Genomic DNA, 15,081 nt, shown 5'->3' with positions numbered 1-15,081 from the left:
GGACTTTGGTTTGGGCTTACGAATTTCAGCCTTAGCCATCGTGGAGCTCCTTTATCTTGTGGAGCCCGTGGATCTTTTCCACGGGATGGGGTTTGTTGTTAGAAGGGAGGTTCGTTGGAATCCGGACCGTTGCCCCAGCCGCCGGAGTTGCCGCCGGCCGGTGCTCCCCACGGATCATCCTGGGGTGCGGGCTGCTGGCCGGACTGCTGTCCGCCCCAACCGCCCTGGTTCTGGTTTCCGCCGAAGCCGCCGCCGCCAAAGCCGCCTTGGCCGCCGCCGAAGCCGCCCTGCCCGCCGCCGGAGCGCTGGGTACGGGTGACCTTGGCAGAGGCGTAGCGCAGCGAGGGGCCGATCTCGTCGACCTCAAGCTCCATGACGGTACGCTTTTCGCCTTCTTTGGTTTCGTACGAACGGGACTTCAGCCGGCCCTGAACGATCACGCGCATGCCCTTGGTCAGGGTTTCGGCGACGTTCTCGGCAGCTTCGCGCCATACCGACGCGCGGAGGAACAGGGTTTCCCCGTCCTTCCACTCGTTGGACTGGCGGTCGAAGGTCCGCGGCGTGGATGCAACGGTGAAGTTCGCTACCGCGGACCCGGACGGAGTGAACCGCAGCTCGGGATCGTTGGTGAGATTACCGACGAGCGTGATAACGGTTTCGCCTGCCATGTTGCCTCCTGATGTCCTGGTCCCGCTTGCCAGATGGTGCGCGGGATTGTCTTCGTCAATGCCGGTCCCGGAAAGGACGCGGCGATCACAGCTGATTACTCAGCGGAGATCTTCTGCTCCTCCGGGCGGATGATCTTGGTGCGCAGGATGGTCTCGTTCAGACCAAGCTGGCGGTCAAGCTCAGCAGCAGTAGCGGGAGTGGCGGTGAAGTTGACCACCGCGTAGATGCCTTCGGACTTCTTCTTGATGTCGTAGGCGAGCCGGCGGCGTCCCCAGATGTCCACCTTGTCGATGGTTCCGCCGTCGTTGCGGACGACATTGAGGAACTTGTCGAGCGAGGACTCTACGGTACGCTCTTCGACCTCGGGGTCGATGATTACCATCAGTTCATAAGCACGCATTGTGAACCCACCTCCTTCGGGCTAAGCGGTCACGGTCTTTCCGTAACAGGAGGTTCTGTTGCGTTGCCTGCCTGCCACCGCACAGGGATATTGGATGTGTTTTGGCTATTGTCACAAGGAATACCGGCTGGTGCTGACAGCACAGACTTGTCAATGCTACCGGACACCGGACCGGGCGCGTAAATCCGCCGGACCGACCTGTCCTCCACAGCGCGGCCATGTTTCGGCGCACCGCGCCGCGCGGGTCAAGGGTGCAGGCCTGGCCCCAGGGACGGACTGCGTCAGTAGTCCAGTCCTTGGCTCGGCACTACCAGGCCGGTCTCGTAGGCGTAGACGACGGCCTGCACCCGGTCGCGCAGGTGCAGCTTGGCGAGGATCCGCCGCACGTGCGTCTTTACGGTCGCTTCCGAGAGGAAGAACCGGTGCGCGATTTCCGCGTTGGACAGGCCCTCCGCGATGGTCTGCAGCACTTCCAGTTCCCGCGGCGTCAGGTCGTCCAGCAAGGGGTCGCGCTGCGGCGGGGCCGCCGGGCTGCCCACCGGGGACAAACCGCGCACATACGTCTCCAGCAGCCGTGCCGTCACCCGCGGCGCCACCACGGCGTCGCCGGAGGAGACCAGGCGCACCGCCTGGACCAGTTCTGCGGGCGCCACGTCTTTCAGCAGAAAGGCGCTGGCTCCGGCCTGCAGCCCGGCGAACGCATACTCGTCCAGATCGAACGTGGTCAGGATGATCACCCGTGCCGGCAGCCCGGCGGTGACAATCTGCCGGGTGGCCTCGATCCCGTCCAGCACCGGCATCCGCACGTCCATCAGCACCACGTCCGGCGCCAGTTGCCGGGTCAGCTCCAGCGCCTCGGCGCCGTCGGACGCCTCCCCCACCACAACGACGTCGTCCTCGCCCTCGAGGATGAGCTTGAAGCCCATCCGCAGCAGCGGCTGGTCGTCCACCAGCAGGACTTTCACCGGCCCGGCCGGGCTGCCTTCGGTGCTCTCAGACACTCGTCTCTTCCTCTCCGGGCCAATACAGGGTTGCCTCCACCATCCAACCACCGCCGGATCGCGGCCCGCTGGCAACGCGGCCGCCGTAGATGGCGGCGCGTTCGCGCATGCCAACGAGGCCTTGGCCGGCACCCAGCGAGTCGGACTCGCCGGCGTCCCGGCCGTCGTCGGCCACCGTGATGTGCACGGCGTCGCCGTCGCGGATCAACGCCACGTCAACCCTGGACACGCCCTTGGCGTAGCGCAGCACGTTGGTCAGGGACTCCTGCACAATCCGGAACACGGTGAGTCGGAAATTCTGGTCGTCCGGCAGCGCCGGCCCGGACATGACCGTGCGCAGCGGCAGGCCGGCTGCCCGGAAGCCGTCCAGCAGCCCGCTCATCTGATCGCCCGACGGCGCCGGTGCCAACGGGGCCACGTCCGCACCGTTCTCGGTGCGCAGCACTCCCAGCACCCGGCGCATGTCCGCCAGCGCCGTCCTGCCCGTTGCAGAGAGTTGGTCCAGCACCTGCCCGGCGCGTTCCGGATCCTTGCGGACCACGACGGCGGCGCCATCAGAAAGCGCGATCATCACCGATAGCGAGTGGGCCACCACATCATGCATCTCCCGGGCAATGCGGGTGCGTTCGTTCGCCGACGCCAGCTTGGTGTTGTCCACCGCCCAGCTCTGCAGTTCGGCATCGTGAAGCCGGTCCCGGCGGACGGTGACGCCAATCCCCGCGGCGATGATGTTTGCCAAGATCAGCACCAGCCCGGTAATCAGGCCAACAAAGGCCGGGACTTCCCCGGTAGCGATTTGCTTGGCGATCTCCGGCGGCATCCGGACCGCCATGACCACCATCATCGGCACGACGGCGAGCACCGCCGCCGCGATGGCGCGCACCGCGGGCTGGGTGGTTGCCACCGTGTAGACGGCAAACCACATGGCGAAGGAGCCGCTGCCGGTGCTGGTCACCAGCACAATCAACATGTCCACCACGGCAATGGCCGCCAGCACCAGCAGCGGGTACCGGCGGCGCCACACCAACGCCGCGCCTCCGGCCAACAGGAGCAGCAGCGGCGACCACTCGCCGTCGGCCGCGGTCATTACCGCATTCGGCAGTCCGAACAGCACGTGGATGCCGATCAGCACCCAGTCCATCGCCACCGGGTGGGTATGGAAATAGCGCCGGATGGGACCCCGGCGCTTGGAAGAAATTTCGGTGAAGGAGACGGCGGCCGTTCGTTCCGCCGCCTCCTTCACCGAAGGCTTGTCAGTCATCCGTTGAGCCTAGCCGGGCGCTTAGACGTCCCGCGCCTTGGTGGTCACCGCCGCGCCGGCCAGCAGCACTGCGGCCCAGGCCGCCATGACCAGCCCGCCCTGCCACTGGGTCAGGTCGCCGTCGGCGGTTTCCAGCATCACCATTTGCCGTCCGGCGTTGGACGGCAGGAAGGGCATGACGCCGTCCTGCACCCAGTCGAAGGGGATGATCTGGGCGACGATCGGCAGCACCAGCAGCAGCACCACCAGGGTGACGATCCCGCCGGCGCTGTTGCGCAGCAGGGATCCGAGCGCCAGGCCCATCAGCGCCACGATGGCCAGGTACACGCCGGAGAGCAGCATGGACTGCACCAGGTGGTCCACGTCCAGCCCGAATTCCCGGCCGTAGTTGGCCAGGATCGGCTGCAGCAGGAAGTAGGTGATGAAGCTGGAAACAATGCCGACGACGGCGGCCACCACCGCGACGACCAGGGCCTTGGCGAACAGCGGCGACAGCCGCGACGGCACCGCCGTCATGGTGGACCGGATCATGCCGGTGGAGTATTCGGAGGCGATCAGCAGCACGCCGAGCGAGCCGATGATCAGCTGGCCGAAGTCAAGGCCGCCGCTGGTCATCAGGTACAGGATGGACACGTCCATGCCCGCCGCGGCAGGGTCCTGGCCGGCGGATTCCATCTGTTCCATGCCGGTGGCAATGCCCCAGCCGCCGAGCAGGCCGATGCCGACCATCACCAGGACGGTGGTTGCCAGCAGCACCCAGGTGGAACGCAGCGTGGTGAACTTGATCCACTCGCTTCGCAGCGTGCGGGGGAAGCTCACGCCGTGGCCGGTGACGCGCCCGGCTTGGGGAGTCAGGGTTGCAGCGCTCATGGTCAGTTTCCTTCCTGGCTGGCGCCGGCGGCGACAGCAGCGTGCCGTCCGGACTCTGCGGTGCCGGCATGGTCATGTACATCGGCCACCGGGCCGGAATGGTATTCGACGTCGTCCTTGGTCAGGTCCATGTAGGCCTCTTCCAAGGACGCCTGCAGCGGGGTGAGTTCGTAAACAAGCACCTGCTGGGCGAGAGCGGTTTCGGCAATGGCCCGCGCCGCCACGCCGCTGACTTCCAGCAGTTCCGGTTCGCGCGCTTCGACGCTGACGCCCTCGCCGGCCAGAGCCCGGGTGAGGACGTCCGGGCGGTCGGTGCGCACCCGCACCCGCTGGGCGCGGTTGTTCAGGATGTCCTGGATGGGCGCATCGGCGATGATCCGGCCGCGGCCGATCACGATCAGATGGTCCGCCGTCAGCGACATTTCGCTCATCAGGTGGGAGGACAGGAACACCGTCCGTCCCTCGGCCGCGAGCGCCCTGACCAGGTTGCGCACCCAGAGCACGCCTTCCGGGTCCAGTCCGTTCACCGGCTCGTCCAAGATGATGGTCTGCGGGTCACCGAGCAGTGCGGCCGCGATGCCCAGCCGCTGCCCCATGCCCAGCGAGAATCCGCCGACGCGCTTCTTGGCCACTGCGCCGAGGCCGGTCAGCTCGATGACATCGTGCACCCGCTTGGTGGGGATGCTGTGGGTGGCGGCCATGGCCCGGAGGTGGTTGTATGCGGTGCGCGAGGTGTGCACCGCCTTGGCGTCCAGCAGGGCGCCGACTTCGCGCAGCGGTGCGCGGTGCTTGGCGTAGTGCTTGCCGTTGACCAGCACGTCGCCGGAGGTGGGACGGTCCAGTCCCATGATCATCCGCATGGTGGTCGACTTGCCTGCGCCGTTCGGGCCCAGGAAGCCGGTGACCCGGCCGGGCTGCACAGTGAAGGAGACGCCCTGCACTGCCGGTTTGTTTCCGTAGACCTTGACCAGGCCCTGTGCCTCGATCATCTGAACCGTCCTTCGTGTGTGGGATGGCGCCCTGGCTTTCGGGGCCACTAGCTACGTTACGGATTGCCGGCAGCGGGCACAGCGCACGCAAGGATGATCTTGTCGGCCGGCTGGATCATCCCTGCGGATGACGCTATGCGGCCGGGACCACGCCGCTCTACCGGGGGATGCCTTGAGCGGCCCCGGAGCGCGCCCCTTCGCGGGCAGCTCTGCCAGCTAGCGCCTGCCGAGGGCCGAGCGGATGCTTTCCGCCTCATCCTCAATGGCACGGCGAGTTCCCCGAGTCCATCTTCGTACCTGCATATCGAGGATCACGCGACTACAGATTTCATCCAGGCCCAGCAGTGCGTTGAGGCGGCCAACTGCTTCGTTCATGTCCACACAGGTCTTCGACAACGGTGAAAACCTCTTCCCTCCGCCTCATCCCTATGAGGATGCCGTCTAGAACGTGCAGTTGTTCCTCGGCTTGTTTCCGTTCCACAGCGTCCATGCGGAGAGTCTTCCACCAGCGTCGCATCACGCCGGCCACAGCGGTGCTTCCTTCTTGCAGTTTCGGGGAGCGCCGTGCAGATCTTGTGGCGCGAGGCCGAACATTCAGCACTGGTTCACCGTCCCGCCACCCATGGTCGGCGTTCCCACACTCGGCGCTCCCTAGGGTCGAAGATGCCGGCGGGACCCGCCGGGCCGGTCACAGCACCTCCGGCCCCGCGGAAACGGCGGCATTCAGGCAGTTGGACAACAACATTTCTGGAGACCTAGAGAATGAAACGCAGCACTCGCGCCTGCACGACGCTCGCCCTCGCCACGGTGTTGGGCGGCACCATCCTGACACCGGCCTTCGCCACCGAATTCGACTTAACCATCGACAATCCGTACGCCGCAGTGGACTGGTCGGGATGGGACCAGTACAAGGCAGGCACGCACAACCACTCCTACGAGTCCGACGGCGGCAACACCGCGGCCGAACGCTTCGAGGACGCCTACGCGAAGGACTTCGATATCTTCGCGCTGACCGACCACAATTTCACCAACACCACCTGGGACCGAACCGACCGTCCGGCGTCCAACGCCCGCGGTCCGCTCACCTACCTGAGCGCCGAGCGCCTCGAGCAATTGAAGGCGGGCGAGGGGCGCGACGGCAACGGCATGCTTCCTGTCACCAACTCCAACGAGCAGTCCCGCTCCGACCACCTCCTGACCTACTGGGCGGACTTCAACAACGCATCCGGTGCCACCCTCGAAGGCAACATCGCCCAGGCAGAGGAGCTCGGCGGCGTCTCCGCGGTCGCCCACCCCGGACGCTACACCGGCGGACGCGGCAACACCGGGGCAGAAGGCATCGTCGCTTCCACGAAACCGGAAACCGTGCAAAAGTACGTGGACCTGTTCACCCGGTACGACTCTTCCATGGGCATGGAGATCGTCAACAAGAAAGACGGCGACTCCGCGTCCGACCGCATCCTCTGGGACAACATCCTCACCGAGATGATGCCCGAACGCCCTGTCTGGGGCTTCTCCAACGACGACGCCCACTCCAACAGCGCGCTGGGCTTCTCCTACAACATGCACCTGATGCCGGAACTGAGCGAAAACGCATTCCGCCACTCGATGGAAACCGGCGCCTTCTACGCCTCCGCCAAGGTCTCCCACCGGGAACTGGGCCGCGACTTCGTGTCCCAGGGGATGACGCCCACCATCTCCAACATTGTCGTCGACGAGGCCAAGGACTCTATCACCATCACCGGCGTGGACACGGACTCGGTGCGCTGGATCTCCGAAGGCCAAGTGATCGCCGAAGGGCCAGCCATCGACCTGGACGATCACACCGGCAAGGCCGGCTCCTACGTCCGCGCCGAGCTCATCGGCCCCGGCGGCATCACCTTCACCCAGCCCTTCGGGCTTACCGGCGGCCCGGAGCGGGACACGGTCCAGGTTGCCACGTTCGATCTGACGGCGTCCCAGGACTCCCTCACACCCGGGGAGTCCGTCAAGCTGGCCACTACCGCCACCGACGCCCAAGGCAACGCCGTGGATCTCACCGGCCACACCGTGGCCTACTCCGCCGATTCCGACATGGTGGAGATTTCCGACGACGGCACCGTCACCGTCGCCAACGCGCCCCTCGCCAATATGCCCATCCGGATTACTGTCACCGCCCTCGTGGACGGAAAGGTGCACACCGATGCGGTCCAGCTGCTAATCAACGTCGGCTCCACCGACAGCTACACCGTCTCTCCCATCCGCACCGGTAACGACGACATCGAAGAGTACCTGTCCAACGGAAAGATGTACCTCGATTCATCCGACCTAGAGATTGCCAACGAAGGCTCCACCGGCCAAGCCATCGGCCTGCGCTTCGACGACCTGGCAGTCCCCGCGGGCGCCCAGATCAAGCAGGCCTACGTGCAATTCACCGTCGACGAGCCGGAGATGTCCACCGAAAACTTCAGCATGGAAATCCTCGCCGAAAACACCGGTGATTCTTCCCCCTTCACTGAAGAAGCGTACGACCTCACCTCCCGCACGTTCACCGAGGACGGCGTAGCTTGGTCGGACATCCCGCTCTGGACAGAAGACCGCGCCGCCGGTCCCGACCAGCGGACCCCCGACCTGTCCGGGCTGGCCCAGCAAATCATCGACCGCGAGGACTGGTCCCAGGGCAACGCCCTGACCCTGAAGATCGAAGGGGAGGGCAACAGATCCGCCGACGCCTACGAGTCCAACGCCGCACCGGTCCTGCACATCCTGTGGACTCTGCCCGCCCAGGACGCGGAGGGCGAGCGTGAAGCTGTCATCGACTTCGAGGTGAAGTCGAACAACGGCCGCTTCCTGCACAATACCGAGGCGATGGCAGCTGCACTCGAAGAGGTCAACTACTCCACCGGCCGCGTTGTAGCCACCAAGCGTGACTTCGGCGGCAAGAAGAAATCCTTCGTCGTCACCGTCGAGACCGCAACCAGGTCCTACGCCGTGACCGTCGACGCCGAGACCGGCGCCGCGAAGACAACGACGGTCACCGACCTCTAACGAGCCTAGGCTGGCATCCTGAACGAGCCGCCGAGCGGGAACAGCGGGCAGAGCACTCGGTGCCCTGCCCGCTGTTTCTATTGACGCCGAAGACGGCCAACTGTGCCAGGATAGCCGGCCGGCCCAACCGGCCGACCCACTCGCTCCATCGGATCGCGCTCCCCTGTTGCCTCATTGCAATACCTCCGGGAACTTTGATTCGTTGCCTCATTTGAAAACCTCCGGATAGCGGTTTCTTCGACTCAGTGGATTTCCTTCGGGGAGGCTCAGGCGTTCCATGCCTTGTTGACGGGTTTGGTGCGGGCGGGCTTCTTGGCCAGGGCAAGGGTTTCCAGTTCCGCTGTCAGGGCCAGGATCTGGCGTGAGAGTGCTCCGGGCTTGATGCGTTTGAACGCGGCGTTATGTGGATGACGGGATGTTTGCGCATGGTTTCGTGCCGGACCGCCCGCTGGTGCGGTGTTGCCGGGGCGTCGTGCTTCTTGATGACTTTGGCCCCTTTGCGTTGCTTCTCGATGAGTTTCTGCTGGGGCAGCAGGTAGTTGGTGAAGGTCTGGTCCAGGTCCCAGATCTCGTTGAGCTTGTCCAATTCCGCGGCAGTGTCGTAGCGCAGGTAACCGACGAGTTCGCGGACCCGGGCCCAGTTCTTCTGTTCCACGTGCGCGCCGTCGTTTTTGTTTCCGGGCCGGGACCGGGTGAACGTGATCTGCCGGGCGTGGCAGTAGGCGAGCAGATGCTCGTTGATGAACTCGGAGCCGTTGTCCGAATCGATCCCGATGATGGGGAACGGGAATCCCGCCGTGACGTGTTCGAGGGCTTCGAAGACCCATTTGGCGGCCTTGTTCCGGACCGAACGGTTCACGGTCCAGCCGGTGGCGATATCGGTCACGGTCAGGGTGAAGCAGAACTCGCCGTTGCTGTTGCCGCCGTCGTGGCCGACCAAGTCGATCTCCACGAAGCCGGGGACCGCGTCGTCCCAGTCGGCCCAGGTCCGCACGGGGATCTGGGACTTCAGCAGGGTGCCGGGCTTGGTATGCGAGCGTCCCCGTGGCAGCAGTCTCTCCCGTTCTCCGCAGAGCTTGCGGTCGATCGTCGCCGCGCTCATCCTCATCAGCAGGGCGGCCTGCTCATCGGAGATCTCGAGTTCCTTGTCGCGGCGCAGCAGCGGGACCAGGACCGGAAGCATCGGGGCCAGCAGCTTGCCGGCCGGGGCGCGCAGCACCGTCCAACACTTGATCAGCGCCGGCTGCAAGTCCGGCCCGTAGACGGGTGCCCGGCCCGGCCGTGGGCGGACTATTTTCAAGACCGATGCGTCCCGCAGGGCAGCCCGGGCGTAGTCGCGGTGCCAACCGGTCAGCTCGACCAGCTCGTCCAGGATCCGGGACTTGCCTGCACGATCGGCATTCTTGTAGGCTAGGGCTTTTTTCTTCGTCACGGCTTGCCGCTGGGCCATCGTTAGCTCCATAGAAACGGGCATAACCGGCACCAGCTGCCTGCACCGTCCAACACGCCGCTACGCGGAGGTTTTCAAATGAGGCAACGTATCCGGCTACGCGGAGGTTTTCTATGAGTCAACGCGGCTCCTTGCGCACCGGGGTTCGGGCCGATAACGTGACCCGGAACTTGTAACGGTCGGCTGAGGGGGCCCATGGACCAGTGCGGGGTGCCAATTCTGGAGGCGCTGGCAGAGCATCGCCGATTGGACCTCCATGGTTTCACGCGGCCGGGCCACTGCTCGGGCCGAGGCGCGGATCATGCCGTATTTTTCACCTGCGGCAGTTCGCTGTCGGTCAAGGCCGCCATGCTGGCCGGCACCCGCGGGAGTGGCGACATCCGGATCGTCAGCCCCACACCATGAATCTGCCTCCCGCCCCCGGCCCCTCCGGCGCACCCGACGTGCCGAAAAGGACCCCAGGGCGCCCGGAGAGCGGTGCGCCGATGGTCGGCCAGCCCGCCGAAGGAGATGCCGGCACCGCGGCCCTGCCGTTCCGCTCGGGCGTCCGGTCGTTCCTGGCCGTCCCAGGAACGGCGATGTTGATCCCGGTCGAGCTGCTTTTTCTTGGTTTCCTGGGAGTGGCCGCCGTAACTAATGCTTGGAGCGAGGCCGTGGTTCCGGCCCTGCTGGCCGTGGCCGCACTGGTTCCCTCCTCGGTGGAGCGGGCCATCGAGGCCCGGTTCCCCGCGTGGTTGCACGCCTGCTATCTGGTGTTCCTGCTTGCGGGACCGTTCGCCGGAACCCGTTTGGGGCTCTATGCTTTAAGGCCCGATTGGGACAAGGTCATCCACGTGTTCGCGGGGTTGCTCGGGGGGTGCGCCATCACGTTCGCCCTCGGTACGGTCGGCCGGAGGAAACACCTCGACCTTCCGCCCTCTCTGCTGGTGGCCGGGGTGGTGACCTCTGGCGGTTTCGTCGCTGCCGCCTGGGAAATCGCCGAATTCACCAGCGACCATCTCCTGGGCAGTCACGCACAAAACGCCAACCTTCAGGACACGATGACGGACATCATTTGCGGAGTTCTCGGGGCGATAGCCGTGGCGATCGCGGTGGGAATCCACCTCCGCGGCCACCCGGTTCCCCCGGTCAGCTCGCTGCTTCGAAACCGCGACTTCAGCCCCTCTGCGCCTCGTCAGGAGCGGTCATAGCCCTTCGAGCCGAACCATCATCCCCCTGACCAGACGCCACGTCCAGCGAAGTCACCTCTTGCGGGCCGTGAACAACAGGTACTCCCATTCCATCGTTCCGCCGCCGAGATCGTGCCGGTGGGCCAGTTCGACAAGTTCCTGATCGAGAGCCTGGGCCCGGTCGGGTTGGTCCGCGATGTAGCGGTACGTGTTGATGGTGGGGCCATATGTGGCCTTGAAGAAGTCGCGGAACTCCGCGGCGGTGGCGAACCGGTCGACCGTCAGCTTTTCGCGCCGGGCCACGGCGTCGGTGGCCCGGTCCCCGAGCAGGTCCAGCACGTGCTGCTGGTTGCCCCACAGCGGCGGGGGTTGCGCCCCCGGAGGAGGCGGGGGTGCGTAAGGCCTCATGGTCGCGAACATCTGGCCGATGAAGCCTTCCGGAGTCCAGTTGGCGAGGGCGATCGTGCCGCCGGGCCGCAGCACGCGGACGAGTTCGTCGGCACTCGCCTGGTGGTTGGGGGCGAACATGATCCCCACGCAGGAGATCGCGGCATCGAAGGTACCGTCCCCGAACGGCAGGTTCTCGGCGTCGGCCTCCAGCCAGTCCACCGAAACCCCTGCCTCCTCGGCCAGCCGGCGCCCTTTCTCAAACAGCTCGGGAGTGAGGTCCGCCGCGGTGACCTGTGCCCCGGCCTGCGCCGCGGGGATGGCCGCGTTGCCGGAACCGGCGGCAATGTCCAAAACACGGTCGCCCTTGCGAATGCCGCTTGCCTCGACGAGAGCGGTGCCCAGCGCCGGGATCACCTCCGTGGCGACGGCGGAATAGTCGCCGAGGGCCCACATGGCCCGGTGCTTTGCCTTAATCCCCGAATCTACCGGTTGATTGCTCATGGCCCTTCCTCCTGCGATTGAAGGCCCCTCGTTTTGGGGTTCTTCAAGGATGGGTCCGGGGCCGGACAATTTCCAGCAAAAAATTTGGATGCTGGGGCTGCGGGCCGAACCTGCGCTGCGCCGCACCTTGGGCGGGCCGCGGATTTTCCGTGGCCGCGCCTGGGTACAGGGCCGGCACTGTTGGCCGGTGGCGGGCTACTGAACCGGGCCGTGCGCCTCGCTAACCGATTAAGAATTCTCGGGCAGTCGAGCCGTCAGCTTCCACGCTGCCGGCATGACGGCCGCCGCGATCAGCGACTTCACGATGCCGCCGATGATAAACGGGTACAGGCCCCACTCGAGCGTCTGCTGCAGGTCGGCGCCCAGGGAGATGGCCAGCCAGGCCATGCCGAAGACGAAGGTGATGACGGTGCCCGCCAGGAATGACACGGTGGCGCCCAGGAACTTTTTGTCCCAGTTGCGCTTGGCCAGCCATCCGGTCAGCCCCGCGGCGGCGATGAAGCCCGCCAGGTAGCCGCCGGTCGGGCCAACGGCAGCAGCCAGGCCGGACGACGCCTCGGAGAACACCGGCATGCCGGCCGCGCCGGCCACCCAGTACAGTACCATCGACAGCATGCCGCGGAGCGGGCCCAGCGTGCTGCCCACCAGCAGGACGGCCAGGGTCTGGCCCGTGATCGGGACCGGCCACAGCGGTACGGCCAGCTGCGCCATCACGGCGGTCAAACCGGCACCGCCGACAACCAGCGCGGTGTTGGCCAGGGCGGTGCTGGGGACCAGGGCATCGGCCAGAACACCCTGGCGCACGACTGCAACTGTACTCATGTTTGCTCCTTCTCATTCCGGCAATCATCGCCGGCCAAGCTGCTTACCTAGTTATATATTTTTGATTTTCCTGAGATCCTGTATATGAAGGGGTCAGATTGCTCATCAGTCCACGCTTCATATGAGCTCCTCTTTTCGAAAAGTTTTCTTTGGGACCCTGCCGCGTGCACCCAAAGAATGGCCCCGTCCTCTGTCACCGCGTCCACGATGCCTGAACAAACGATTCTGCCTTTTAAACGAACATCGATCGAGATGCCTTTGAGCGCGACCCAGTCATCAACTTTTATTGGCTTTATTGCAGTCGGTTGCGAGGTCTTCTCCATAAGGGCTGTTTCCTAAATGATTTCGTATTAGCTGTCCTTGTTACAGTTGCAGCTGCGCTAACCATCACTGTTCGTTTCGCCGCGAGCATGGTGGCGGTGGGGCACCTGAATCGTGGCGGTAGGATTGACGATCCGGATGTTCGTCCGGTGCCCCATGCAGTTCTAGGGCAGCTGCCACCGGCTTCGCGACGCAGCTGCACTCTTTCAGAGAGAGCGTTCTGCCGTTCCGTCGTAGTTACTGAGCGGGCGGATCAGCGAGTTCGACTCCAGCTGCTCCATGATGTGCGCCGTCCAGCCGATGATCCGGCTGGCCACGAACAGCGGGGTGAACATTTCCGTGTCGAACCCCATCAGGTGGTAGGTGGGCCCGGCGGGGTAATCCAGGTTCGGTTTGATGTCCTTGGCGTCGGCCATGGCCTGCTCCAGCCCGTCGTAGAGGCCGAGCATTTCCGGCCGCCCGTAGTGTTCGATCATCTTGTCCAGGGCCGCCTTCATGGTCGGTACCCGGGAGTCGCCGTTCTTGTAGACCCGGTGGCCGAAGCCCATCACCTTCTGCTTTTCGGCCAGTGCCTGCTCCATCCAGGTCCGGGCGCGTGCGGCGGCTTCCTCGCGGGATTCGTCGGCCCGGATGCCGATCTGTTCGAAGGTGTGCATGACCGCCTCGTTAGCTCCGCCGTGCAGCGGGCCCTTCAGCGCGCCGATGGCACCGGTGACGGCCGAGTGCAGGTCGGAAAGTGTAGAGGTGATGACCCGGGCGGTGAAGGTGGAGGCGTTGAACGAGTGCTCCGCGTACAGGATCATCGAGATGTTGAACGCGTCCACGACTTCCGGGGCGGCCTCTTCACCGAAGGACATCCAGAGGAAGTTTGCGGCGTAGCCCAGGTCTTCGCGGGGTTCCACCAGGTCCTGGCCGCGGCGCCGGCGCTGGTCGTAGGCCACGACCGCCGGGAACGCCGCAAACAACTCCAAAGCCTTGGCCATGTTCGCCTCCGTCGAGGAATCTCCGGCCAGCGGGTGCCGGGCTCCGATCACACTGGCCGCCGTCCGGCAGACATCCATCGGGTGGGCTTCAACCGGCAGCGCATCGATGACCGACTTCAGCACGGGATCCAGCGCCCGTCCGCCGCGTTCGGCCGCGGTGAAGTCGTGGAGCTGGACGAGGTCGGGAAGTTCTGAGTTCCACAGCAGGTACGCCACCTCTTCGAAGCTGCAGAGTGCAGCGAGGTCATGGACGGGGTAACCCCGGTACAGCAGCGAGTTGGTCTCGGCGTTGACCTTGGAGATCTTCGTGGTGTCGACGACGACGCCGGCCAGCCCTTTGTGGATCTGCGGTGCTTTAGTGGTTGCATGAGTGCTCATGGCGACTCCTATGTCTTGTGGTCAGTGCAGGACCGGGCACTTTGAACTATCTCGCCGGGTTGATGCTAAAAAGCCTTGAGCAGCGCCCGTACAGCCTCTGGGACCGAAGACGGGCGCCTGGATTGGCGGTCAACGTAGATGTGTACCCAGCGCCCCACCGCTGCAACCTCCGATTCCGACTGCTGGCCGCCGCCTTTATTAAAGAGACCCAGCTGGTATACCACGGAGCTGGTGCCTTGATGCTCCAAACGCAGCCCGATGTCGAGTCTGCTCGGGAAACTTACTTCCCGGAAGAACCTGCAGCTCGACTCAGCCACGACGGGAATGCTGGTAGAGGACATCGGATCAAACCCGGCGGCCTCTATGATCCACCCCATGATCGCCGAGTCGAAGAGCTGGTAGTACACCGCATTATTCAGGTGCCCAAACACGTCATTGTCTGCCCACCGCGGGCTGACTTCACAGATCATACGGAAGTCACTCCGGGTCAGGTTCTTCTCGGACTTTGCAGTTTGGATGTCCACGGCTCTCTCCTACTAAGTCGCAATCCATGCGTCAACTTGATTGTAGTATACATGCATCGGGTTTATGTTGTAGCGCTCAACAACTTTCATGGGAGTTTATGTGCTACACAGCCCAAGTTTTTCGGGAGCCGTTGTCATCTGCACGGCATCCGTCAATGGGCCGGGAGTCTGCCAAGTCAGCTCGGGTTTCGTCGACGATGGCACAGGGTTGGGGGTCTTCGATCCCGTCCACCTCGAAACCCTCCAGCATCTTCTTAAGTCGCAGAACTTGCCGGTTGAGGTCACCTAGCGCCGCCCCAGGGGGCATGAGTGAACGCGCAGTTACC

The 15,081-nt window shown here is 64.7% G+C and carries 14 protein-coding genes; 2 read left to right on the top strand and 12 right to left on the bottom strand.

Annotated elements, in window-relative coordinates; all coding sequences use genetic code 11:
- Window positions 1–98 precede the first annotated feature (98 nt).
- From AC5RW2_RS19775 to AC5RW2_RS19750, 6 genes are all read right to left on the bottom strand, one after another.
- Window positions 99–668: a single-stranded DNA-binding protein gene (locus AC5RW2_RS19775; protein WP_493941671.1), complete on the bottom strand. Its 570-nt coding sequence runs from the start codon at window positions 666–668 to the stop codon at window positions 99–101.
- 95 nt (window positions 669–763) lie between these two features.
- On the bottom strand, window positions 764–1,069 hold the full coding sequence (rpsF, locus tag AC5RW2_RS19770; protein ID WP_136787676.1) for a 30S ribosomal protein S6: 306 nt from the start codon (window positions 1,067–1,069) through the stop codon (window positions 764–766).
- 281 nt (window positions 1,070–1,350) lie between these two features.
- Entirely contained in the window at window positions 1,351–2,070 is a 720-nt protein-coding gene (locus tag AC5RW2_RS19765) for a response regulator (protein ID WP_493963717.1), read from the bottom strand.
- Complete coding sequence (locus AC5RW2_RS19760; protein ID WP_493963716.1) at window positions 2,063–3,331, bottom strand: sensor histidine kinase; 1,269 nt, start codon at window positions 3,329–3,331, stop codon at window positions 2,063–2,065. The genes AC5RW2_RS19765 and AC5RW2_RS19760 overlap by 8 nt, the downstream gene beginning before the upstream one ends.
- Window positions 3,332–3,352: 21 nt before the next feature.
- Window positions 3,353–4,201 (bottom strand): ABC transporter permease, encoded by an 849-nt coding sequence (locus AC5RW2_RS19755; protein WP_493963715.1) that lies wholly within the window; start codon window positions 4,199–4,201, stop codon window positions 3,353–3,355.
- A gap of 2 nt (window positions 4,202–4,203) precedes the next feature.
- The gene (locus AC5RW2_RS19750) at window positions 4,204–5,190 is read right to left on the bottom strand and encodes an ABC transporter ATP-binding protein (RefSeq protein WP_493951691.1); all 987 of its coding nucleotides are present in this window, start codon (window positions 5,188–5,190) and stop codon (window positions 4,204–4,206) included.
- 762 nt (window positions 5,191–5,952) lie between these two features.
- Here AC5RW2_RS19750 and AC5RW2_RS19745 point away from each other — a divergent pair.
- A complete protein-coding gene (locus AC5RW2_RS19745) occupies window positions 5,953–8,217 on the top strand; it encodes a hypothetical protein (RefSeq protein WP_493963714.1) in 2,265 nt (754 codons plus the stop codon).
- Between the two features lie 343 nt (window positions 8,218–8,560).
- Here AC5RW2_RS19745 and AC5RW2_RS19740 read toward each other — a convergent pair whose 3' ends face one another.
- Window positions 8,561–9,667, bottom strand: coding sequence for an integrase catalytic domain-containing protein (locus AC5RW2_RS19740; RefSeq protein WP_493963713.1), 1,107 nt, complete (start codon window positions 9,665–9,667; stop codon window positions 8,561–8,563).
- Window positions 9,668–10,068: 401 nt separating this feature from the next.
- Here AC5RW2_RS19740 and AC5RW2_RS19735 point away from each other — a divergent pair, with 401 nt between their 5' ends.
- Window positions 10,069–10,857: a DUF2238 domain-containing protein gene (locus AC5RW2_RS19735; RefSeq protein WP_493963712.1), complete on the top strand. Its 789-nt coding sequence runs from the start codon at window positions 10,069–10,071 to the stop codon at window positions 10,855–10,857.
- Between the two features lie 51 nt (window positions 10,858–10,908).
- On the opposite strand, the gene AC5RW2_RS19730 is transcribed toward AC5RW2_RS19735, so the two are convergent.
- The 5 genes from AC5RW2_RS19730 to AC5RW2_RS19710 all read right to left on the bottom strand — a co-directional run bounded on the left by AC5RW2_RS19730 (window position 10,909) and on the right by AC5RW2_RS19710 (window position 14,755).
- A complete protein-coding gene (locus AC5RW2_RS19730; RefSeq protein WP_493963711.1) occupies window positions 10,909–11,727 on the bottom strand; it encodes a class I SAM-dependent methyltransferase in 819 nt (272 codons plus the stop codon).
- A gap of 228 nt (window positions 11,728–11,955) precedes the next feature.
- Window positions 11,956–12,549: a biotin transporter BioY gene (locus tag AC5RW2_RS19725; protein ID WP_493963710.1), complete on the bottom strand. Its 594-nt coding sequence runs from the start codon at window positions 12,547–12,549 to the stop codon at window positions 11,956–11,958.
- A 47-nt stretch (window positions 12,550–12,596) separates the two neighbouring features.
- Window positions 12,597–12,872 (bottom strand): hypothetical protein, encoded by a 276-nt coding sequence (locus tag AC5RW2_RS19720; RefSeq protein WP_493963709.1) that lies wholly within the window; start codon window positions 12,870–12,872, stop codon window positions 12,597–12,599.
- A 204-nt stretch (window positions 12,873–13,076) separates the two neighbouring features.
- Window positions 13,077–14,231, bottom strand: a complete 1,155-nt coding sequence (locus AC5RW2_RS19715; protein WP_493963708.1) for a bifunctional 2-methylcitrate synthase/citrate synthase — start codon at window positions 14,229–14,231, stop codon at window positions 13,077–13,079.
- Window positions 14,232–14,296: 65 nt separating this feature from the next.
- Complete coding sequence (locus AC5RW2_RS19710; RefSeq protein WP_493963707.1) at window positions 14,297–14,755, bottom strand: acyl-CoA thioesterase; 459 nt, start codon at window positions 14,753–14,755, stop codon at window positions 14,297–14,299.
- Window positions 14,756–15,081: the final 326 nt, after the last annotated feature.

The sequence above is a fragment of the Arthrobacter sp. B0316-1-20 genome (assembly GCF_059091865.1).
This window is presented reverse-complemented; position numbering and strand designations above follow the sequence as displayed.

Coding starts and splice junctions, on each gene's coding strand:
- AC5RW2_RS19775 (WP_493941671.1), bottom strand. CDS start 668: ATGGCAGGCGAAACCGTTATCACGCTCGTCGGTAATCTCACCAACGAT.
- rpsF (WP_136787676.1), bottom strand. CDS start 1,069: ATGCGTGCTTATGAACTGATGGTAATCATCGACCCCGAGGTCGAAGAG.
- AC5RW2_RS19760 (WP_493963716.1), bottom strand. CDS start 3,331: ATGACTGACAAGCCTTCGGTGAAGGAGGCGGCGGAACGAACGGCCGCC.
- AC5RW2_RS19755 (WP_493963715.1), bottom strand. CDS start 4,201: ATGAGCGCTGCAACCCTGACTCCCCAAGCCGGGCGCGTCACCGGCCAC.
- AC5RW2_RS19750 (WP_493951691.1), bottom strand. CDS start 5,190: ATGATCGAGGCACAGGGCCTGGTCAAGGTCTACGGAAACAAACCGGCA.
- AC5RW2_RS19745 (WP_493963714.1), top strand. CDS start 5,953: ATGAAACGCAGCACTCGCGCCTGCACGACGCTCGCCCTCGCCACGGTG.
- AC5RW2_RS19740 (WP_493963713.1), bottom strand. CDS start 9,667: ATGGCCCAGCGGCAAGCCGTGACGAAGAAAAAAGCCCTAGCCTACAAG.
- AC5RW2_RS19735 (WP_493963712.1), top strand. CDS start 10,069: ATGAATCTGCCTCCCGCCCCCGGCCCCTCCGGCGCACCCGACGTGCCG.
- AC5RW2_RS19730 (WP_493963711.1), bottom strand. CDS start 11,727: ATGAGCAATCAACCGGTAGATTCGGGGATTAAGGCAAAGCACCGGGCC.
- AC5RW2_RS19725 (WP_493963710.1), bottom strand. CDS start 12,549: ATGAGTACAGTTGCAGTCGTGCGCCAGGGTGTTCTGGCCGATGCCCTG.
- AC5RW2_RS19720 (WP_493963709.1), bottom strand. CDS start 12,872: ATGGAGAAGACCTCGCAACCGACTGCAATAAAGCCAATAAAAGTTGAT.
- AC5RW2_RS19715 (WP_493963708.1), bottom strand. CDS start 14,231: ATGAGCACTCATGCAACCACTAAAGCACCGCAGATCCACAAAGGGCTG.